Source organism: Vibrio lentus, from assembly GCF_002875945.1.
GTDB classification, from domain to species: domain Bacteria; phylum Pseudomonadota; class Gammaproteobacteria; order Enterobacterales; family Vibrionaceae; genus Vibrio; species Vibrio apostichopi.
In genome coordinates this window covers 21,493-43,999 of record NZ_MCZK01000110.1, presented here as the reverse complement: position 1 = coordinate 43,999, position 22,507 = coordinate 21,493, and the positions used below count along the sequence as shown (strand labels likewise).

The window sequence follows — 22,507 nt, the reverse complement described above, 5'->3', positions numbered from 1 at the left end:
GTCGCCTGTTCTCACTTTCCCAAGCTTGTTCAAACTTTTGCTTTATGTGTGCAAGGTTTTACAAGGCCTGATAGAGGTATGTCCGAATATCACCGGTTTTTGTCTTTTTGAAACCTGTTCGAAATGTTATCAAAATGTTGTAATTTAACAAGTTGCACATTGGGTCGTACCCGTCACTTTGCGAATTAGCTCGCTGCATGGTGTTCGCTACACATCAACGTACAAGCTCGTGATTAGAAGAAAGACACTTATAACGATTACAACTATTAGAACGTCTACGGTGACCGTGACTAACCGGTCTAAGCCGAATAAGGAGATCATGGATGCACAATCTTGCTGTTAACTTGGAGCGCAGCGCTTCGCTTTTTCCAACTAAAGCTGCTCTGCGTATGGGATCGGATGAAGTCAGCTTTTCTCAGTTAGAACAACTTTCTGGAAACGTGGCCGCGAATCTAAAAAGACTCGGGTTAAAGAAGGGAGACAAGGTCGCGTTGTCGTGTCCGAACGTCACGTATTTCCCAATCGCTTATTACGGGATTCTAAAAGCGGGCTGTGTAGTGGTGCCGTTGAATGTGTTATTCAAGGCCAGAGAGATCGCTTATCACCTTAACGATTCTGATGCGAAAGCTTATTTATGCTTTGAGGGCAATGAAGAGCTACCAATTGGCCGTTATGGATTGCAAGGCTTCGAGCAGGCAAATCAATGTGAACATTTTATTGAGATGCCAATTCCAACAAGCTCAGGAGCTTCTTCAGAAGCACATAAGCAACATGAATCGATTATCGACTGGATGGCACAACCTTTGGTTCCTTTTGAGTCCGTGCCTTGTCATGGTGATGATACCGCAGTAATCCTTTATACCTCTGGCACAACCGGTCAGCCAAAAGGCGCTGAGCTTTCTCACACCAACATGCAAACCAATGCGATGGCGTCTCAGTATTTAATGAGATTGGAATACAGTGACACGACAATGGCCACGCTTCCTTTGTTCCACAGTTTCGGCCAAACCGTGATGATGAACGCGAGTGTGTTAACGGGTTCTACCATGGTGTTGATTCCGCGTTTCGAACCGTCATTGGTGATCGAACAGATCATTAGCCATAAAGTCAGCGTGTTTGCGGGTGTTCCTACTATGTATATCGCGCTGCTAAAGGCGGGAGAAGAGTCTCCTGATAGTTTAGAAAATACAAAAAAACGCTCTGAACAGGTTAAACACAGCTTAAGGCTTGGTGTATCAGGCGGGGCTTCTATGCCTCTTGAGGTTATCCGACAATTTGAATCCCGATTCGAACTTCCGGTATTGGAAGGTTATGGGTTGTCTGAAACTGCGCCGGTTGCCACGTTTAATCATATTGATGGTGATCGATTGTCGGGTAGTGTTGGCCAACCCTTGTGTGGGCATCTAATCAAGATTACAGACATCCAAGGTAACTCAGTCGCCATGGGTGAATTGGGCGAAGTCTGCATCAAAAGTCCAAGTGTTATGAAAGGCTACTATCAAAGGCCAGAAGCCACGGCTGAAGCCATCAGAGACGGTTGGTTCCTAACCGGAGATATCGGACGCATCGATGAGCACGGCAACTTGTTCATTGTCGATCGCGTTAAAGACATGATCATCCGTGGTGGTTACAACGTGTACCCGCGTGAAATCGAAGAAGTCTTGATGTGTCATCCCGATGTCGAAATGGTCGCGGTGGTTGGTGAACATCATGATCGTCTAGGCGAAGAAATTCATGCGCATGTTGTGCTTCATGAACATACACAATGTGATAGCACAGCGCTGATAACTTGGTGTCGTGAGCAATTGGCGGATTACAAATACCCTCGTAAGGTGTTTATTCGTAAAGCGCTACCAATGACGGCGACAGGCAAGATTTTGAAGCGAGAGTTACACCCACTAGAAATCGCGGAGGCAACCAATGGATAGTTATGATTTTATTATTGTTGGCGGTGGTTCTGCGGGTTGTGTCATGGCTTCGCGGCTGTCTGAAGACCCGAATATCACTGTTTGCTTATTAGAAGCGGGTGGTAAAGACAGCAGCCCGTTCATTCATACTCCGGTTGGCGTGGTGGCAATGATGCCAACCAAACTCAACAACTGGGCCTTTGAAACCGTTGAACAACCGGGTTTAAATGGCCGTAAAGGTTACCAACCGAGAGGTAAGACACTTGGCGGTTCTAGCTCTATCAATGCCATGATGTATGCTCGTGGGCATCGTTACGACTACGATACGTGGGAAAGCTTAGGTAACACTGGCTGGAATTATGAATCATGTCTGCCTTACTTTAAGAAAGCGGAAAATAACGAAGTTCACCAAGATGAATACCACGGCCAAGGTGGTCCATTGAATGTGGCGAACCTTCGATCGCCAAGCCCGATGTTGGAACGTTACTTAACGGCGTGTGAGTCGATAGGGGTTCCTCGTAATGAAGACATCAACGGTGCGGCTCAATTTGGCGCGATGCCGACTCAGGTGACTCAGATTAATGGCGAACGATGCAGCGCTGCCAAGGCTTATTTAACGCCAAACCTTTCGAGACCAAATCTAACGGTCGTGACCAAGGCAACCACGCATAAGGTATTGTTTGAAGGCAAGAAGGCGGTTGGTGTCGAATATGGTTCTAACGGCAAGCGTTATCAGATCCAGTGCAACAAAGAAGTGATTCTATCCGCTGGCGCCTTTGGTTCCCCACAATTGCTGTTACTGTCGGGTGTCGGCGCTAAAGATGAACTAGAGACGCATGGCATCGAACAGGTTCATGAATTGTCTGGAGTGGGTAAGAACCTTCAAGACCATATCGACTTAGTCCATTCGTACAAATGCAGTGAAAAGCGTGAAACTTTTGGTATCTCGCTGCAAATGGCCTCTGAAATGACCAAAGCTTTACCGTTATGGCACAAAGAGCGCCGCGGTAAGATGAGCAGCAATTTTGCAGAAGGGATAGGCTTTCTTTGTTCCGAAGATCATATCGCCGTGCCAGATTTAGAGTTTGTATTTGTCGTCGCTGTGGTTGATGATCATGCCCGAAAAATACATACCAGTCATGGGTTTACGTCTCATGTCACCTTGCTACGACCGAAAAGTATAGGCACGGTAACGCTCAATAGTAGCGATCCCTATGATCCGCCTAAGATCGACCCTGCGTTTTTCAGTCACCCTGAAGACATGGACATCATGATTAAGGGGTGGAAGAAGCAGTATCAAATGCTAGAAAGCGCGGCGTTTGATGATATCCGTGGCAATGCTTTTTATCCGGTCGATGCCAATGATGACAACGCTATTGAGCAAGATATTCGAAATCGTGCGGATACTCAGTATCATCCAGTCGGAACCTGCAAAATGGGAACCGATGATGATTCTCTGGCCGTGGTAGATAACGATCTTAAAGTCTATGGATTGGATAACTTAAGAGTCATTGATGCTTCTGTGATGCCAACATTAGTGGGGGCGAATACCAATGCGCCAACCATTATGATTGCCGAAAAAATAGCAGATCAGATCAAGGAACAATACGGGCTTTGCAAGCAACAAACCAAGCAACAAGACAATGAACAGGCAGAAGACGAGATGGTTGTATAATTAACAGAAACAGATATAACTGATTGTTTTACAGTAGGTTAGGGAGTCTTATTTTGGTAAGGCTCTCTAACCTATTTTTTGTACGCTTTCTTAAAGCACAAGCTAAATTAAAAGCGATATAAACACGGGTCTATTTGGTCAGAGCTTGATTAAGCCATTGATCAAATTGGCCTTTTGGTAACGCACCGTTAATCGTATCGACACGCTTACCGTCTTTAAACACCATCACCGTGGGAATACTTCTGATTTGGTACATCGCGGCAAGCTGTTGCTGAGCTTCAGTATCAATCTTAACGAATCGAACATCTCCCGAACGCTCTTTTGCGACGTCGCTGAACACTGGCGCAAAGCCCACACATGGGTTGCACCATGTCGCCCAGAAATCGACAACCACAGGCTGTGAACTGTTCAAGATAGATTGGAAATTAAGTGACGTTCCCTCGATAGGAGCGCCATCGAGCAATGCTGTTTTGCATTTGCCGCAGGTTGGGCTTTCTGAAATTCTTTCTGAAGGAACTCGGTTTACGCCATTACAAGAAGGGCAACGTGTGTTGAATGTAGACATAACTTTCTCTTTTTATTGCAACTCCGTGTCTAACGCGATTTACGAATCGCGCACGGAACGCTTATACTGTTTAAAACAAGAATACGATACTTAAATAAAAACAAACAATAAACAGGTAAATGATGACAAAATTTTACGCCGAAATTACTGGCTGGGGAAAGTGTCTGCCACCAGCCGTGCTGTCCAATGATGATTTAAGCACTTTCATTGATACGTCTGACGAGTGGATTCGAACTCGAACTGGTATCGAAAACCGTCGTATCAGTCATGTAAATACCTCTGAACTTGCGACTGTTGCAGCGAAACATGCAATGGCGTGTGCTGGCCTAACTGCTGAAGATATCGATCTTGTTATCATCGCGACGTGCAGCCCAGATTCTCTTATCCCAAATACTGCATCTAAGGTTCAACAGAACCTAGGCATTAAAAGTGCAGCGGCTTTCGACCTTAACGCTGCGTGTACTGGATTTATTTACGGTGTTGAAACCGCGACTCGATTGATTCAAGCGGGCAACTACCGCAATGCGATCGTTGTCGGTGCTGAACGTCTTTCTTTCTTCATCGACTGGACCAAACGTGATACTGCAGTTCTGTTCGGTGATGGCGCTGGCGCTGTGGTTCTATCTCGCACTGAAGAACAAGTTGGTTTGCAAGAAGCTCAGATCGGTTGTGATGCTGAAGGACGCGATATTCTAGCTGTACCAAAATTCGGTACTTCTATGGACCGCTTTGCGGCTGATAACGGCTACTGGGACTTTGATTTCGTTGGTAAAGAGATCTTCAAACGTGCAGTGAAAGGCATGGGCGCAGCGGCACACACAGTATTGAGCCGCACAGGTATCTCAACCGACAACATTGACGTTGTGATTCCGCACCAAGCGAACATCCGAATCATTCAAACTCTGTGTGATATGGCAGGTATCGATCGCGAGAAAGCGTTTGTTAATATCCAAAACTACGGCAACACATCCGCAGCGACTGTGCCAATCGCATTGTGTGAATCGCTAGAACAAGGTTTCGTTAAGCCTAACGACAACATTCTTGTTGCGGCATTTGGTGCGGGCTTAACGTGGGGCGCTGGCCACATTAAATGGGGTAGTCGTGTTGAACCGCTAGGTCAATCAGATGCTAAGCTTCCAGAAGCCGACAAATCTGCGTTAGAGCTTCTAGAAAGAGCCATTTTACACTGTAAAACACATCCGAATTCAGCGAGCGAATAACGCTGATGGGCACAGTAACCAAAGTACGTCTTATGACTAAAGCCGACCTCGATGGGGCGGCTTTAGTCCACCAAGCAACGTTTGTTCGACAACAGAACTCAAAAGATTGGTTACAATGTAACTTGAACGCCGCGCCACGCTTTCTTAACTTTGTTGCAGAGAGTGAAGGTGAGATCGTGGGTTACATCATCTGGGTTCAGAAGAGTGGGTTTAGACCTGAAGCTGTTTTGGAGCTAGAACAACTTGCGGTATTACCAAGCGCGCAGGGCAAAGGATTGGGTAAAAAGCTGATTCTAGATTCCCTGCCGCAGGTAAAGCAGCATTTGGCGGAGCAAGGCTCAACACTAAAGCATGTTTTAGTGACCACCAGAGCGGATAACTTTGCACAGAAACTGTATCAGTCGACATTGGGTGCAGAGGTCGAAACCACGATTTCAAACCTGTACTCTGCTGACGAAGTGCTTATGATAGCTCGTAATGTAGGTGAGCGAATCTGATCGCTGAGTTCTTAGAACCAATTATAATCAGCGGTACAAACCGACCGTCATCGATAAACGTTTAATTAGGGACTAATCTAGTCCCTTTTGTTATTTCTTAGGAAGTGTTTTGAAGAAAGTTTTAGCAATTGGCTACGTTTGGCCAGAACCGAATTCATCGGCGGCTGGCAGCCATATGATGTCAATTTTACGTCTATTTAAGAGACAAGGTTGGTCAGTTGAATTTGCAACGCCAGCTCAAGAAACCGAGCACATGATTGATCTCTCTGAAGAGGGCATCACGAGCCAATCTATACAGTTAAATTGCGATAGCTTTGACCAGTACATCGAAGAGCTGCAACCCGATGTCGTGATGTTCGACCGTTTCATGATGGAAGAGCAGTTTGGTTGGCGTGTTGAGAAAGTATGCCCGAATGCCTTTAAGTTACTGGATACGGAAGACTTGCAGTTCCTACGTAACGCGCGCCATGAAGCTGTTAAGAAAGAGACAGAACTGACTAAAGCGCATTTGTACAGTGACTTGGCTAAACGTGAAATTGCCGCGATTCTACGCTGTGATCTTTCGTTGATCATTTCTAGCCATGAGATGGAGTTGCTTCAATCTGAGTTCAATATCGATCCAAAACTGCTTCATCACTTGCCGTTCATGGTTGATCTCAATACTCTACCTGAAAGCACGAAAAGCTTTGAAGAACGTAAGCATTTCATGACGATAGGCAACTTTAGACACGCACCGAACTGGGATGCTGTACTTCAGTTGCAAAAGATTTGGCCGAAGATTCGTAAACAGTTACCTGAATCTGAGCTTCATATTTACGGATCTTACCCGCCGCCGAAAGCAACGGCTTTGCATAACCCTAAAACTGGCTTCCATATCAAAGGTTGGGCGAAAGACGCTCAAGAAGTGATGGAGCAGGCTCGTGTGTGTGTAGCACCTCTACGATTTGGCGCAGGCATTAAAGGCAAGTTACTTGATGCGATGAAGCTACAGACTCCGAACGTGACCAGTGAAATCGGTAGCGAAGGCATGTTGCCACAAGGTGAACTGCAATGGCCGGGCGCGGTTGCTGATGATATCGACGAGTTTGTTGAAGCTGCGGTTGCTCTCTACAAAGATGAAGAGAAGTGGCTTAAGGCTCAAAGCCAGTGTCACTTAATCCTTGAAGCGTACTATGAACAGAATCAACTGGGCGACACATTGATTGAGCGATTAACGGCGTTAGAGTCGGATCTTGAATCTCATCGACTGGATAACTTCTTTGGTTCGATGCTTAAGCACCATAGTATGGCGAGTACTAAGTACATGTCGCAGTGGATAGCTGAAAAGAACAAGACTAAGTAGCTTACACAATACAACCAATACAACCGAATCAAATCATAAGCCCTTAGGTTAACGCCTAGGGGCTTTTTTCATGCAGGGTGCTTGTTAATTCCAGACTTACAAAACGAAACATACCTTTAGTACATTAGCATTGACTAATTTATATTTATTAGTAAACTCTAATTTAAAGGTTGTTATGAGTTTATGATGTTTGTGGATAGGAGAGGTCTGTGCTTAGTTTGATTCCTTGGGATGCTTTTTTCGGAGGCATGTTGTTAGGCGTGTCGGCCATTGTTTTAATGTTGGGGATTGGTCGAGTTGCTGGCATTAGTGGCATTGTCAGCCGATTATTGCCAACTGGCACCAGCAACAAAGAACGTAAAGATGCGGATACAGCAAACACCGAGAAACACTGGCGTATCGCCTTTGTTGTGGGAATGGTCGCAAGTGGTTGGCTATTAATTCCGACGGGCTACCAACTTCCGCAGTTAGAAGAGATGAATCTCGCTTTAGTGATTATTGCAGGCCTTCTGGTGGGCTTTGGTACTAAAACAGCGAACGGTTGTACTAGCGGGCATGGCATTGTCGGAATGGCTCGTTTATCTAAACGTTCTATTGTTGCGACCTGTGTATTTATGGGTGTGGCAATCGTAACCGTGTTTATCAAGAATCTGACTGGCTTGGGGGCATAATGAAAAACGCTTCATTTACTATCGTTATCGGTTTGGTCGCAGGTATTCTTTTTGGCTCTGGCATGATCATCTCAGGGATGGTTGATCCTGAGAAGGTACTCGGCTTCTTAGACATTACCGGTAACTGGGACATTAGTTTGGCATTCGTCATGGGTGGCGCGCTATTGGTCTTTGCACCGTTTTATCACCTGGTCATTAAAAAGCGCGCTAAAGCCATCAATGGCGAGCCGTTAGATAGCCGTAACAATCCGTTGATAGACAGAAAGCTGATTCTTGGATCTACAGCGTTTGGCTTAGGCTGGGGGATTGCAGGCTTTTGCCCAGGCCCTGCGGTAACCAGCCTAAGTGGCGGCAACCCGACGGTGTGGGTGTTTATGATAAGCATGCTGGTGGGAATGTGGCTGGCGGGTCGTATGAACAAAACCTGTTAGTAGCAAGCGTATAGCTGATTACAATGGCTTTGATGTTATTCGTTCTGAGCTGACCAACCATAGAGGTTGACTCGCTTTCAACAAGAAAGCCAGTCAGCCTCTTTTATATCTACTGTTTCTACTATTTGCAGTTATCTACAATCTGCCGTTATCTAAAATCTATTAATTAATAGTCGTTGAAACTGGGCAGTGGTCACTGAGTTTGTAGTCCAGCACATCTTGCGTTTCAAATACCTTTTGCTTCGCAGGAGAAGCATCCAAGGACTTGCTCACCACAATATGATCAATCACTGAACGAAACTGATGCGTACGGTGATTGTTGCGGTTTGAGCGCACCTTACAATCTGCTCGAGTTTTTCGTGTTGCCAACTGAGCATCGGTATTTTGCGTCATGTCTTTCCACATCCAATCTCTTGAATAGGAGAGGTTGTGGTTAAAGTCGCCCAGAATCGCGTAGTCTTCGCCTTTACGTTCTCTTTGCTGTATCCACTTATTGAGTTGTTGAGCTTGGTCTTTGAGCCTTGAACAGTCTCGGTTAGACTTATACGCGCCGCTGCAACCCGCCTTTAAATGCACTGACAACATGTGAATTGGTTTTGTGTTCGTTTCTACAACCATATAGCTAGCAAACCTAAGCTTGCTGTTAGCACTCGTTTCTAGAGGAAAGTCAGCGTAGTCAGTGAGAGCGATTCCTTTACGAACCGCGAAGCCCGTATATTGGTTCACTTCTTTGAATTGTCGGTTACTATTTTTGGGCAATGAACGATCAGACATCAAGATTTCATATTGATCACCAGCGATGCGTTGGATGGCATTGACGTCATCGATTTCTTGAAAAGCAACCACATCCGCATCTAAGGATTGGAAATACTGTTCGAGTTTATCGAAATCCGCTTGATCACGTTGGGCAGAAAACTTATTCACAGCCACATTGGTTGATAACCATTCGATATTCCAACTGGATATGGTCAAAGGTTCAGCAAATGCCTGGCTACTGAGTAAGCAACTTAGCATTACCCACTTTTGAAGTCGTTTCATTCCAAATATCCCTAATTTTGTCGTCCAATATAGTTGAGCCGTTATCCTACAACACTTACCAAAAATTCAACTCTTTTTAGCAGTTTTTTTATTGTTACATTGTTTCTTTTCGACTTGAGAACTCACGTAATAATATTGGATTTATCTTGTTCAGCGTGCGCGTTTTATTGATCCAAATCAATACTCAAAGTTGGTGGTTCTCGTTAAATACGCCACAATATCTAGTGTTAGTTAAACGATAAATCGCTCTATATAGTGTGTTTGTGGATAAGTCTGTGAATACCTCAAGAGTAAGGAGAAGTGGTGAAATCAATCGTAATCAAGCGTGATGGCTCAAGAGCTCCATTCAGTAGAGATCGCATTCAAGCTGCAGTGGAAGCAGCATCAGACAAAGCCGATAAGGAAATTGCTATTTATGCTCTGAATGTGGCATTAGCAGTTGAGTTGAAGCTCGAAGACTACGATGAAGTTCATATCTCTGAAATTCAAACCATGGTCGAGAACGAGCTAATGCAGGGACCTTATAAGTCTCTGGCTCGTGCCTACATTGAATATCGTCATGACCGCGACATCGCACGTGAAAAGCAAAGCGCTTTAACGCGTGAAATCGAAGGCCTGATCGAAGAAAGCAATGTTGATCTGATCAATGAGAATGCCAACAAAGATGGCAAAGTTATCCCAACTCAGCGTGATTTGCTGGCGGGTATCGTGGCTAAACACTATGCGAAAACTCACATTTTGCCGCGTGACATCGTACAAGCTCACGAGTGTGGTGACATTCATTACCATGATCTAGACTATGCACCGTTCTTCCCAATGTTTAACTGTATGCTTATCGATCTGAAAGGCATGTTAACGCATGGCTTCAAGATGGGTAATGCAGAAATAGACACTCCTAAGTCTATTTCTACGGCAACAGCGGTAACCGCGCAGATCATCGCGCAAGTAGCGAGCCACATCTACGGCGGCACAACGATTAACCGTATCGATGAGGTTCTAGAGCCTTACGTTATGGCGAGCTATGAGAAGCACTTATCGCTAGCGAAAGAGTGGGACATTCATAGCCCAGAAGCTTTTGCTATCTCTCGTACTGAGAAAGAGTGTTACGACGCGTTCCAATCTCTGGAGTACGAAGTAAACACGCTGCACACCGCTAATGGCCAAACACCATTCGTGACGTTTGGTTTTGGTTTAGGCGAAAGCTGGGGTTCAAAACTAATCCAGCAATCTATCTTGAAAAACCGCATTGCAGGTTTGGGTAAGAACCGTAAAACAGCCGTGTTCCCGAAACTGGTTTTTGCAATCAAAGATGGCTTGAACCACCAGAAGCAAGATCCGAACTACGACATCAAGCAATTAGCGCTAGAGTGCGCATCTAAGCGTATGTACCCAGACATTCTTAACTACGACAAAGTAGTAGAAGTGACAGGGTCATTTAAAACGCCTATGGGTTGCCGTAGCTTCTTGAATACTTATGAAGAAAACGGTGAGTTGATTCATGAAGGACGTAACAACTTAGGTGTAGTTAGCTTGAACTTGCCACGTATCGCGATTAACGCGAAGCAAGATATGGTTAAGTTCTACGAACTGCTTGATGAAAAACTGAAGCTGGCTCGTCGTGCTCTAGAAACTCGTATCTCTCGTCTAGAAAACGTGAAAGCGCGTGTTGCTCCAATCCTATACATGGAAGGTGCGTGTGGTGTTCGTTTGAAAGCAGACGACTCAATCGCAGACATCTTCAAGAACGGCCGTGCTTCTGTTTCTCTTGGTTACATTGGTATCCACGAAGCAATGACCGCACTTTACGGCACTGACGTTCATCTGTACGACGACGGCGAAATGCGTACTAAAGCGCTTGAGCTGGTGGAGTACATGAAGCGTGAAGTGGAATCTTGGACGAAAGAAACAGGTTACGCGTTCAGCCTATACGGCACACCAAGTGAAAACCTATGTAGCCGTTTCTGCAGCATCGATACCAAAGAATTTGGTGTGATTGATGGCGTAACAGACCGTGGTTACTACACAAACAGCTTCCACTTAGACGTGCAGAAGAAAGTGAACCCATACGACAAGATCGATTTCGAGATGCCTTATCCTGAAATCTCTAGCGGCGGTTTCATCTGTTACGGTGAGTTTCCGAACATGCAGAAGAACATCGAAGCACTAGAAAACGTATGGGACTACAGCTATACACGTGTTCCTTACTACGGCACCAATACGCCGATTGATGAGTGTTACGAGTGTGGTTACAACGGTGAGTTTGACTGTACAAGTAAGGGCTTTACATGTCCTAAGTGTGGCAACCATGACTCAACCAAAGTATCGGTAACACGCCGTGTTTGTGGTTACCTTGGTAGCCCAGATGCACGACCATTTAACTTCGGTAAGCAAGAAGAAGTTAAACGCCGCGTGAAGCACCTTTGATCTAACGAAGGATCTTAGTAAGGTCTGCGATTTTTAGCTAGCTCACTTAGAAGAGCTACGTTTCAAGAAATAAGATTGGTATCGGCGCTATGTCGATACCAATTCTTTTGTTTCAGTTCTTACTGCATTTCGCTTCAAACTATTAAGTAATAACGAGTTTTCAATACTGCCTTATGAATTATCATCAATATCACCCAATCGACGTCGTAAACGGCCCTGGAACACGCTGCACTTTGTTTGTGTCGGGTTGTGTACACCAATGTCGCGGGTGCTATAACCAGTCGACACAAAGATTGGACTCTGGGCATTTGTTTACTCAAGAACTACAAGATCAAATTATCGCTGATCTCAATGACCCGCGAATCAAGCGTCGTGGTTTATCACTTTCTGGTGGTGACCCAATGCATCCGGCAAACGTGTCTGAAGTGCTTAAGCTTGTTCAGCGTGTAAAAGCGGAATGCGAAGGCAAAGACATTTGGATGTGGACGGGCTACGAGCTAGATGAGCTTGATGAAAAACAGAAGCAAGTATTGGAATACGTTGATACCTTGATTGATGGTCGTTTCGAGCAAGACAAAGCGGATCCAATGTTAGATTGGCGTGGTAGTTCAAACCAAATCATTCATCGATTTACTGACATATAACTGTTGTCGTGACTTAGCATACTCGTAAAGCGAAAAAGGGCGTCATGGTTAGCGCAATGCAACCAATCGGCCCTTGGGTGTGAGTTCTTTTCGTTTATTAGCTCAAACTATTATTCAAGCAGTGAGCTGGTCAGGTTCTTCTATTAGGTTGTTAATCCATTTCTTAGAGTGAATACGTTGGCTGGTCAAAGCGATCTTGACTAACTCCTCCAGTAGCACAATCATCAACACCCATTCTAAAGACCAACCCAACACTAAAGCGGTGAAATAGGCGAGGGGAATACCAATTGCCCACTGGCCAAATATGTCGATGAAGATGCTGTAGTTGATGTCTCCACCACTTTTTAAAACACCGCCAATGCCAACCATATTGAATACTCTCAGTATCATCCCCGCGGCCATTACTAATGCGACGTTGACCGCTGTGTCTTTAAGCTCTAGATGCGTAAAACCGATCAGTTGGACAATGGCTGGCTTGGCGATAAAACACAGTAATGCGAGTAAAGCAGCAAGCGCACAACTGACGAACACATAACCCCAAGCGGTATTCTCGACGCGTTGGTAGTTCTTCGCCCCAATCTCATTACCAAGAATGATTGAAGCGGCAACCGCAAAACCCAAGAACGCGGAGATTAAGATACTTTCGACAGGCGATAACAGCGAAATGATCGCAAGCTCTCCAACACCCATTTGCCCAACGATCACGTTATAAATAAGAATCCCGCCTGCCCATGCTGTGTCATGAATCAACATAGGTATCGCTATCGTGAAGTACTTCTTTCTATGCTTGGGTAAGATTGCATCACGCCAACTCTCTATTGTAGGAAATAGATGCGCGTAATGTTTTCTCGCCATAACAAGCAATCCAATCGTCTGAAAGAATCGAGAAACTGTGGTGCCAATCGCTGCGCCAAGCACGCCGAGTTCTGGAAAACCAAATAACCCAAAGATCAGCAGTGCATTTAGAATCGCATTCACGATGATCGCCCAGATACTGATCTTGGTAGGTAATTTTGCTTCACCAACCGATCGCAATGCACTTTCTAGCGGCACAACGATCGCGGTACCAAAAAGGCTGGCTCCTGTTATCCAAAGGTAATCCGTTGCCAAGCGGACGTAATCAGGGTCTGAGGCCACCACAGACACCACTGATTCAGGAACCAATGTATAGATGAACACAAAGGGAATGATGGCAAAGATAGACAGTGCCCATGATTGCGCTAGCGTACGTCGAATTCCGTTGAAATCACCTGCGCCAAAATATTGCGAAGCTAGCACGTTCACTGCTCCGCTAATCCCCGACACCATGATCAAGTTGAAGAAGAAGATACGGTTGCCAACACCAACAGCGGCGGTTGCAGAATCACCAAGCTGATTGACCATAAAAATATCGACCACGCCAAGCAATGAAAACAACATGGTTTGCAGTGAGACAGGTAAACCGATGTGTAATAGTTTTTGCCAAAATTCTTTGTCTAAATGACGATATGTCGAGAGCATCGCATTTCCCCTCTAGTGAATATGCGAGAAGTTTATCGGCATTTGTTTTGTCTGTATTGTTCCTGCTCATCACAAACTTTTGCCAAACTATCCAGTTTAGTGGTTTGGCAATTTATACGAGCTAGCAATTGAATGAATGAGAAACAAGAACGGTATGAGATTTCAGACAAGACGCATCAAGAGTTTGTCGATCAAAGCCATGTCTTAGCATTTGAAGAGCTCGGCATCGTTCAGTGTGGGACGGCATCATGCCGAGACTTCTTTTCCGTCTATCGCAAGAATCAACAGAAACACATGCTGCTGTATACCGTGAGAGGCAAGGGTTGGCTCGAAAGCGCAGGATGTCGCTACATTCTAGAACCGGGCTCGTGCATTACCGTTCCAGCAGGTATTGAGAATGGCTTTGGTATTGAAGAAGAAACATGGCAGATAGCCTGGATCTTTCTCTCGCCCGATAAACAGTGGGAAAATGTTGTCAGTGATGAAGTGAGTTATACGCTGTCTCCGGCAGCAGAAGTCGTTTCGTCGTGCATTCACACTCTATTGAGAAGCATTGCCTTACCCATCGATTTGGGTGGAGCGATTGCCATACATAGCGTAGCCCAAATAGAATTCATGATTAATGCGCCGGTCCCACAACAGCAGTCACGAAATTTGATTCGCCTAAGACGCGTGTTCGACAACGTACAAAAGCAGCTTCACAAAGAGTGGAACGTTCATGAACTCGCGAGCTTATTCCCGTGCTCAGAGCCGCATTTCCATCGCTTGTGTCAACGATATTATTCTCATAGCCCGATGACCCACATTATGCGCATGAGAATGGAGTACGCGGCGCGATTACTCAGGTCGAGTGATTGGTCGATTCAACATATCGGTGAGATAGTCGGTTATCCCAATGCTGCCAACTTTAGCACCCGATTTAAGGCGTGGTCGGGAATGACACCAAGGCAATTCAAACAGAGTGTTTGATCGATGTAGCTGTGGGAGGTTAAACAATAAAGCTTATATATTGCGCAACTGGCTCTTAACTGTTCGAAATTTAAACTATATCTAGGCTTAAAATGACCAATCTCTGATTACTTATGGTAACTAAGCTCTTCTATTAAAAAATGTTTCTGATTTTAGTACGAAAATGTTAACGTGAAATCCATTACTTGAATTTCAAAGGGTTGTGACTTTCATGTTTTCACATCTACCAAAACCAACTTTAGATCCAATTTTATCTCTTTCTGTCGCTTACCGCGGCGATCCTCGTACTGACAAAGTCGACTTAGGCATTGGTGTTTACAAAAACGACCAAGGCGAAACACCTATCATGAAAGCCGTTTCTATGGCTCAAGATATTGTTGTCGAGACTCAGAAAACCAAAGCTTACGTTGGCCTTGCTGGCTGTGAAGAGTTTAACCAGAGCATGGTTGATCTGCTGCTTAAAGGGACTTCTGCAATGGGTCGTGTAGCCGCGATTCAAACACCGGGTGCAAGTGGTGCACTTCGTATGTTGGGTGACTTAATGAAAGTTTCTCAACCAGACACCACGGTTTGGATTTCAAACCCAAGCTACGTTAACCATAAACCGGTGATGGAAGCAGCAGGCCTAAAAGTTCGATACTACAATTACTTCAGTCCTGAAACGAAGCAAGTTGATGTTGCAAGAATGATGGAAGACCTATCAACAGCGGGTCCATCAGACGTTGTACTACTTCACGGTTGCTGCCATAACCCGACGGGTGCTGATATCAATTTTGAAGCGTGGCAGGAAATTACTAAGTTATCGCAAAAGAATGGTTTCTTACCGTTCGTTGATATTGCCTACCAAGGCTTTGGCGATGGCCTAGAAGAAGACGCGAAAGGTCTTCAACACATGGCAAACAACGTCGAAGAAATGCTGATCACAACATCCTGCTCGAAGAACTTCGGTTTGTATCGTGAAAGAACGGGTGCTGCGATCGTTATCGGCAAGAACAGCGAACACGTTGGCAATGCAAGAGGTAAGCTTCTTACTCTGGCTCGTTCAACTTACACTATGCCGCCTGATCACGGTGCTGCTCTGGTTAAAACAATTCTTCAGAATCAAGAGCTAACGAAGATTTGGAAGCAAGAGTTGAGTGAAATGCAGCAACGTTTGTTAAATCTGCGCCAAAGTTTGTGTGATGAATTGCGAAATACTTATAACACGTCACAATTTGACTTCATTGAAAGCCATAAAGGTATGTTTAGTGTACTAGGCTTTAAAGAAACTCAAATGAATCAATTACGTGAAGAATATGGAGTCTATGGTGTTGGTGATGGACGCATCAATATTGCAGGCCTTTCCGAATCTCATATTCCTTACGTAGCAAAGGCGATAGCTAACGTATCAAAATAAAAGGTGACTGAATGTACAATTGGAAAGCGATTATAACCCTGATGTTAAGTGGTGGCCTGTTTGCTTGTTCGACGACGACTCAAGTTCCTGTCGAGCCAGAGCAAAAGCCTCAAATCGAACAACCTGTTGTTGATGATTCTTCGAAGGGTGAGACTGAAGCAACGGAAGGCGAGAAAGTAACGGAACCTACAGAAAAGCCTGAAGAAGTAAAACCAGTAGAGCCTGCGGAACCTGAGGTAAAACCTGCACCTGTTGAAAAGCCAGTAGAGAAGGCTAGAAAAACAAGTGATGGTAAACTGATCCTTGGTGAAGAAGAGTGGGTGTTTGTTCCTGGTCTTAAAGAAGCATTTAAAGCTCGTGTCGATACCGGCGCGACGACGTCATCAATCAGTGCAGTCGATATTGTCGATTTCGAACGTGACGGCAAAGATTGGGTTAAATTTAAGATTGAACATGATGGCATCACAACGGAAGAGGTGAGCTTACCTGTAGAACGTTGGGTGAAGATCAAACAATCAAGTGCTGAAGGCACACAACGACGTGCTGTTGTTGTCGCTTCAATTCAAATCGGCGATCTAAAAGACAAAACTGAGTTTACGTTAGCAGACCGAACGCATCTTTCTTTCCCACTTCTTTTGGGTAGAAGCTTCTTTAGAGATGTTGCGGTAGTAGATGTAAGCCAAAAGTACGTTCAAAAGAAAATTACTAAGTAACGGTACATTTCCTCGTCAAGGCTTTTAGTCTTGAAGAGAGATAGCTTTAAAAGCGATCAGCTTAGAACGTTTTTAGTATCGATAAATAGAATCCCTGTCAGTTCAACTGGCGGGGATTTTTCTATTTACACGTTAATAACGTATGAAAAGCATCTAAATGGTCTATGTTTACCATTCGTTTACTGTTTAGCCTCGACAACGTGATCGAGATCTCTATATAATCCGCGCTTCGATTTTTGTTTAATCCATACTTTCGTACTTCTTATTTAGGTTATTGAAATAGTCTAATAATTATCTGTCAGTACACGCTTAGGAATTAGTTCTTTGATATCTACCGCGAACATCACAATGCAATTTGGCGCAGAGCCGCTGTTTGAAAACATCTCTGCTAAATTTGGTAACGGCAACCGCTACGGTTTGATCGGCGCTAATGGTTGCGGCAAATCAACGTTCATGAAAATCCTAAGTGGTGCATTAACGCCAAGCTCGGGTAACGTTTCTATCACTCCAGGCGAAAAACTGGGTGTTTTGAGCCAAGATCAGTTCGCATTCGAACAGTACAGCGTTATCGACGTTGTGATCATGGGTGACAGAAAGTTGTGGGAAGTAAAACAAGAACGTGACCGTATTTACTCTTTGCCAGAAATGAGCGAAGACGATGGCATGAAAGTCGCTGAGCTTGAAAGCGAATTCGCGGAAATGGATGGCTACACAGCAGAAAGCCGTGCAGGTGACATCCTGATCCAAGCGGGTATTGAAGAAGAGTTTCACTTCGGCCTGATGCAACAAGTTGCTCAGGGTTGGAAACTGCGTGTGCTATTGGCACAGGCACTGTTCGCAAACCCAGATATCTTGCTTCTTGATGAACCAACCAACAACTTGGACATTCACACGATTAACTGGCTTGCTGAAGAGCTAAACCAGCGTAAATGTACAATGATCATCATTTCGCACGATAGACACTTCCTGAACTCTGTGTGTACGCACATGGCGGATATCGACTACGGCGAACTTCGTGTTTACCCAGGTAACTACGAGTACTTCCTAGAAGCGTCAGGTTTGATTCGTGACCAACTTCTAGCGAGCAACGCTAAGAAAGCAGCTGAGATCAGCGAACTGCAAGACTTCGTAAACCGTTTTGGTGCGAACGCATCTAAAGCGAAACAAGCAAGTTCTCGTGCTAAGAAAATGGACAAGATCACGCTTGATGAAGTGAAATCTTCGAGCCGTATGAGCCCATCAATTGATTTTGGTGAAGGCAAGAAACTACACCGTCAAGCGCTTGAACTTAAAGAGCTTGGTCACGGCTTCGATGGCGAAACATTGTTTGCTGGTGGCAACTTACTGCTTGAAGCGGGTACACGTCTTGCTGTTATCGGTGAGAACGGTGTGGGTAAAACCACGTTGCTACGTTGCCTAGTTCAAGAGCTAGAGCAAAACGAAGGCATCGTTAAATGGTCTGAAAACGCTTCTGTAGGTTACTGCCCACAAGACAGCACAAGAGACTTCGACAATGATTTGAGCATCTTCGATTGGATCTCACAATGGCGCACAGCGAAGCACGATGACCTAATGGTACGTGGCATTTTGGGTCGTCTGTTGTTTACTGCTGATGATGCAAACAAGAAAGCACGTAACTGTTCTGGTGGTGAGAAAAACCGTCTGTTATTCGGCAAGCTAATGATGCAAGACATCAACGTACTTGTTATGGACGAACCAACTAACCACATGGACATGGAAGCAATCCAAGCTCTTAACGATGCGCTCAAGGTTTACACTGGCACGCTCATCTTCGTAAGTCATGACCGTGAGTTTGTTTCTTCACTAGCAAACCACATCATTGATGTGAAAGATCAACAGCTAGTAAGCTTCCAAGGTACTTATGAAGAGTACTTAGACCACCAGAAAAAGATGCTGATGGTTAACTTATAATCGTGTTGATTAGCTGCTAAGTAACTCGGGTATATAAATAGCTTTGTATATAAACTAAGCTACGCACAGGTAACCTGATACGAACATAAAGAAAGCCCCCGAACACAACAGTGGTCGGGGGCTTTTTGTTTGGGCTGCGTTTGTAATCGACGACAGCTAGAATCTAATCACCAGATTTAGTATTTGAACAACTGAACTTGGGTATTCAATTGTTGGGCGATACCGCGCAGCTCTTCTGATAGGTGGCGAGAGTTGTCAGCCTCAGTCGACATGTTATCTGACACGTCATTAACCAACTGAATATTTTTACTCACCTCACCAGTTACGGTTCTTTGCTCGGATGCTGCATTTGAGATTTGTGACGCCATATCTGAGATCTGTTGAATCGACGTTGCAATCTCTTCTAGCGCTGTCGTCGCATTGTTTGCATCATCAACACTAGACTGCGCCAAGTCTTGGCTGCGTTGCATTGATTCCACTGCACTGACGCTGTTTTTCTGAAGAGTCTCAATCATTTCACGAATCTCATCAGTAGAGCTGTGAGTTCGTTGAGAGAGAACTCGAACTTCGTCTGCGACAACCGCAAATCCACGACCTTGTTCACCAGCACGTGCTGCTTCAATGGCGGCATTCAGAGCGAGTAGGTTAGTTTGCTCTGCGATGTCTGAAATTGTTGCCAATATCGCATTGATATCCAGTGCATTTTTCTCAACTTCTTGAATGATCCCAGAAGCGTTTTCTACTTGTTGAGCAAGGTTAGTGATTGAATCTTGGTTACGAATAATAACTTGTTTGCCTTGTTCACAGTTTTCGGTCGAGCCAATCGCTGAATCAGCCGTCATTTGAGCGTTGCTTGCCACTTCTTCTGCCGTTGCCGACATTTCGTGTACCGCCGTGGCGATTTGTGAGATCTCGTGAAGTTGAACCGACAGGCCTTCATTGGTCTGACGCGCAACATTGGTACTGACTTCAGATTGCTGATTGAGCTGATGAGAAGAGTCTGCAATATCACGTACGATCTCTTGTAGCTTAGCGATGAACGCGTTGACGTGGTGCGCAAGCGTGCCGATCTCGTCTTTGCTATTCACGGTAATACGCTGTGTTAAATCACCATCACCTTTAGACAATGCTTCCATAGCAGAGCTTAGCGTCGTTAATGGCGCAAGTGCTTTCTTGATAATGAACATCGCAACAAATGCGATAACGGCAAGTTGTATTAGGCCAAAGATCGCCGATTGACGTAGTAACGAGCGGTAAGAGGCAAAAGATTTGGTTTTATCGATAACGACGGTGAAATACCAATCGGTGTGTGGGACTTTCTTTGCCGAGAGTAGAGATTCAGCGCCATCAATCATTAGTTCTTCAAATGCTGGGTCTCGAGCAAGCGATTGGATCTTATGTGCTGAAAGGTTACTTGAAATATTAGAAATCGACTTTAGCGTTAGGTTTCGATCTCTATGGGCAACGATATTACCTTCGCCGTCGACAAGAAATGCATAAACGCCAGGTTGCTCGATGTTCACCACATCTTTGATCAAGGTGGTCAGGTTAAGGTCTGCGCCGATGACACCAGAGTAACCGTTGGTGCTAAAAGGGCTCGCGATGGTCACCACAAGGTCATTGGTTGCCACATCAACATAAGGTTCGGTGACCACGGTTTGCCCCGTTGCCATTGGTTTTTTGTACCAATCACGGGTGCGAGGGTCGTAGCCTTGAGGAACCGGCAAATCAACGCCTTGTAGAAAGCGGCCATCAGAAAGACCAGCGTAAGCGATCTGGAATTGACCTGCGTTGGTGCTTTGTGTGAAGTAACTGGTTGGGTCGTCTGTGTATTTGAACGCATCTTTGGCGGCGTTTACCACGTTGATGCGTCCCGCAACCCATTTCTCAATACCAGAAACATTGGCATTGGTAAGGGTTGTCGAATACTGCTGGATAGAGCGGTACGTTTCGTTAAGAAGTTGCTTCCCTGTTATGTACGTCTGAATCATTGTCATCGCGAAAATAACGACAACAAACATCAATGTTAATTTGTTCTTGATTGAAATGTTGCTAACACCCATTTACGGTACTTCACTCTATTTGAATTTCTGGAGAGGGTATCAGTACGCCATACTATCGTAAAGTGGTTTTATCAATCAGAACCTATTGATAAATTCATCATATGAAAGGAACGTTAAACAGAGAGATAGAGAAGCTGTTGATCGCGAAGATCTTTGGTTTTTGTATCAAACAGAGAGATGTGAAGCTGGGCGAAACGAAAGGGTTTTTAAGGCTAACCAGTGTTAGAACCGATTAGCCTTGAGGTCTAACATAGTAAGTTAATGGTTTAGATATCAATTGCTTACTATGATTTAAGCATCGAATGGTTTATTAGAAACCGAATCGAGCCGACATTAAGATTTGGTGGCCGTAAGTGCCGTTGTTTCGCATATCAAGGCCAACAGAAAGTTGATCCGTAGAGTGGAAACGTGCACCAACACCAACAATTGAACGCGTATCATCGTTATCGATCAGTTGACCTAGGCGTGCGTTAACTTCAACGTTTGCCATTAGCCATGCTCTTAAACCGATGTTGATCTCTGTTTTGATGTGGTTGTCGTCATTACGTTCAATGTTGTGTAACAGCATTTGGCCAGTAACGTCAGCAAATTGACTAATTGGGCCATTGAAACCAAGACCTACAGCTGCATCCCAATCGCTTTCAAATTCAGAATCGATACGTGCAACGATGTGTGAGTTCTGGGTGAACATTGTCGTTACTTCACCACCGAAAGTACTAGGGCTCGTACCCATGCGCAGCTCGAATGTGTTGTAGTTAAAGTTGTTTGCAGACGCAGAGAATGAACACAGTGCAGCTAACCCCAGAAGGACAGTCTTGTTTGTGCGACCTAGCATGGTGACTCCATATAAATTGTATTTTTCGGCAGTATATACAAAAAAGCCTGCAATATGCAGGCCAATTTATTGAAGCTCGTTATTTAAAGCGAGATGTTTGAGGTTTGAAGCTTACAAAACTTGGATATGGTCAACTTCGATCTCTGGTGTTTTGCCACCTTCGTACTCACCGAAGATACGCACTTTAGTATCAGCAGTGAGCGGTTGTGCTAGGTGGATGTCGTCATCTAGCTCAATTTGAATTTCGCTCTGTCCGTCTGAGAAGATAAATGTGTCATTTTTAAGCTGACGAACAATCTTGCCGTCTACAATCGCGTCCTGCTCTGAGAACATGCTTGTATCTGCAAGCAGTGTTGCAACAGAAACGGTTTCGATTGGTCCTGTGTAAGCAATAGGGCTCTCGTGCTTGCTGTTGCCGCTATTGTTGTTGTGGTCACCAGCCATTGCGAAAGTAGGAGCAAGAATAATAGTGGTTGCGATAGCTAATACAGTTTTTTTCATGATGAATCCCTTAATGTTGTTTTTGGTAGAAACGTTGTTCTGAATTTGAAACATTTCTTTTCGTTAGTAAGTTTTTCGTTGATACGCTTATTTTGTTTGTAAGCTTTGTTTCGATGGAGCTATTAAACAACACTAGGGTTGAATCCAGAGTGAGTAAGGTATTCATTTTCCATTCATTTTATTG

The 22,507-nt window shown here is 44.7% G+C and carries 19 protein-coding genes; 13 read left to right on the top strand and 6 right to left on the bottom strand.

The genetic code is table 11. The annotated features are described in order from the left end of the window. Positions 1-323 precede the first annotated feature (323 nt). On the top strand, positions 324-1,928 hold the full coding sequence (locus tag BCT49_RS10585; RefSeq protein WP_102435177.1) for a long-chain-fatty-acid--CoA ligase: 1,605 nt from the start codon (positions 324-326) through the stop codon (positions 1,926-1,928). Beyond that, entirely contained in the window at positions 1,921-3,582 is a 1,662-nt protein-coding gene (locus BCT49_RS10580; RefSeq protein WP_102435176.1) for a GMC family oxidoreductase, read from the top strand. The genes BCT49_RS10585 and BCT49_RS10580 overlap by 8 nt, the downstream gene beginning before the upstream one ends. Before the next feature lie 130 nt (positions 3,583-3,712). Here BCT49_RS10580 and trxC read toward each other — a convergent pair whose 3' ends face one another. Beyond that, the gene (gene trxC, locus BCT49_RS10575; protein ID WP_004731082.1) at positions 3,713-4,147 is read right to left on the bottom strand and encodes a thioredoxin TrxC; all 435 of its coding nucleotides are present in this window, start codon (positions 4,145-4,147) and stop codon (positions 3,713-3,715) included. Between the two features lie 122 nt (positions 4,148-4,269). On the opposite strand from trxC, the gene BCT49_RS10570 reads away from it, so the two are divergent. The 5 genes from BCT49_RS10570 (at position 4,270) to BCT49_RS10550 (ending at position 8,308) form a co-directional block, all read left to right on the top strand. Continuing rightward, positions 4,270-5,367, top strand: a complete 1,098-nt coding sequence (locus BCT49_RS10570) for a ketoacyl-ACP synthase III (protein WP_016785269.1) — start codon at positions 4,270-4,272, stop codon at positions 5,365-5,367. A gap of 32 nt (positions 5,368-5,399) precedes the next feature. Further along, positions 5,400-5,864 carry a GNAT family N-acetyltransferase gene (locus tag BCT49_RS10565; RefSeq protein ID WP_102435175.1) on the top strand — a complete coding sequence of 155 codons (465 nt, stop codon included), beginning with the start codon at positions 5,400-5,402 and terminating at the stop codon, positions 5,862-5,864. A 109-nt stretch (positions 5,865-5,973) separates the two neighbouring features. After that, positions 5,974-7,206: a glycosyltransferase gene (locus BCT49_RS10560; RefSeq protein ID WP_102435174.1), complete on the top strand. Its 1,233-nt coding sequence runs from the start codon at positions 5,974-5,976 to the stop codon at positions 7,204-7,206. A gap of 209 nt (positions 7,207-7,415) precedes the next feature. Next, positions 7,416-7,877: a YeeE/YedE family protein gene (locus BCT49_RS10555; RefSeq protein ID WP_010429747.1), complete on the top strand. Its 462-nt coding sequence runs from the start codon at positions 7,416-7,418 to the stop codon at positions 7,875-7,877. Further along, the gene (locus tag BCT49_RS10550) at positions 7,877-8,308 is read left to right on the top strand and encodes a YeeE/YedE family protein (RefSeq protein WP_102435173.1); all 432 of its coding nucleotides are present in this window, start codon (positions 7,877-7,879) and stop codon (positions 8,306-8,308) included. The genes BCT49_RS10555 and BCT49_RS10550 overlap by 1 nt, the downstream gene beginning before the upstream one ends. Before the next feature lie 162 nt (positions 8,309-8,470). On the opposite strand, the gene BCT49_RS10545 is transcribed toward BCT49_RS10550, so the two are convergent. After that, the gene (locus tag BCT49_RS10545; protein ID WP_102435172.1) at positions 8,471-9,346 is read right to left on the bottom strand and encodes an endonuclease/exonuclease/phosphatase family protein; all 876 of its coding nucleotides are present in this window, start codon (positions 9,344-9,346) and stop codon (positions 8,471-8,473) included. Positions 9,347-9,649: 303 nt separating this feature from the next. On the opposite strand from BCT49_RS10545, the gene nrdD reads away from it, so the two are divergent. Next, positions 9,650-11,770, top strand: a complete 2,121-nt coding sequence (gene nrdD / locus BCT49_RS10540) for an anaerobic ribonucleoside-triphosphate reductase (RefSeq protein WP_102435171.1) — start codon at positions 9,650-9,652, stop codon at positions 11,768-11,770. Between the two features lie 173 nt (positions 11,771-11,943). After that, on the top strand, positions 11,944-12,414 hold the full coding sequence (nrdG, locus tag BCT49_RS10535) for an anaerobic ribonucleoside-triphosphate reductase-activating protein (protein WP_102435170.1): 471 nt from the start codon (positions 11,944-11,946) through the stop codon (positions 12,412-12,414). A gap of 114 nt (positions 12,415-12,528) precedes the next feature. Here nrdG and BCT49_RS10530 read toward each other — a convergent pair whose 3' ends face one another. Then, on the bottom strand, positions 12,529-13,914 hold the full coding sequence (locus tag BCT49_RS10530) for an MATE family efflux transporter (RefSeq protein WP_102435169.1): 1,386 nt from the start codon (positions 13,912-13,914) through the stop codon (positions 12,529-12,531). A 132-nt stretch (positions 13,915-14,046) separates the two neighbouring features. Between BCT49_RS10530 and BCT49_RS10525 the strand changes: the two genes are divergently transcribed. From BCT49_RS10525 to BCT49_RS10510, 4 genes are all read left to right on the top strand, one after another. Beyond that, positions 14,047-14,883, top strand: coding sequence for an AraC family transcriptional regulator (locus BCT49_RS10525; protein WP_102435168.1), 837 nt, complete (start codon positions 14,047-14,049; stop codon positions 14,881-14,883). Positions 14,884-15,094: 211 nt separating this feature from the next. Continuing rightward, entirely contained in the window at positions 15,095-16,279 is a 1,185-nt protein-coding gene (locus BCT49_RS10520; protein WP_054546835.1) for an amino acid aminotransferase, read from the top strand. 11 nt (positions 16,280-16,290) lie between these two features. Next, positions 16,291-16,992, top strand: coding sequence for a RimK/LysX family protein (locus BCT49_RS10515; protein WP_102435167.1), 702 nt, complete (start codon positions 16,291-16,293; stop codon positions 16,990-16,992). A 324-nt stretch (positions 16,993-17,316) separates the two neighbouring features. Then, a complete protein-coding gene (locus BCT49_RS10510; protein ID WP_102435166.1) occupies positions 17,317-18,924 on the top strand; it encodes an ABC-F family ATPase in 1,608 nt (535 codons plus the stop codon). Positions 18,925-19,100: 176 nt separating this feature from the next. Here BCT49_RS10510 and BCT49_RS10505 read toward each other — a convergent pair whose 3' ends face one another. The 3 genes from BCT49_RS10505 to BCT49_RS10495 form a co-directional block, all read right to left on the bottom strand. After that, positions 19,101-20,987, bottom strand: a complete 1,887-nt coding sequence (locus BCT49_RS10505) for a methyl-accepting chemotaxis protein (protein WP_102435165.1) — start codon at positions 20,985-20,987, stop codon at positions 19,101-19,103. 310 nt (positions 20,988-21,297) lie between these two features. After that, positions 21,298-21,822, bottom strand: a complete 525-nt coding sequence (locus BCT49_RS10500; RefSeq protein ID WP_102435164.1) for a hypothetical protein — start codon at positions 21,820-21,822, stop codon at positions 21,298-21,300. A gap of 111 nt (positions 21,823-21,933) precedes the next feature. Continuing rightward, entirely contained in the window at positions 21,934-22,323 is a 390-nt protein-coding gene (locus tag BCT49_RS10495; RefSeq protein ID WP_017107035.1) for a YgiW/YdeI family stress tolerance OB fold protein, read from the bottom strand. Positions 22,324-22,507: the final 184 nt, after the last annotated feature.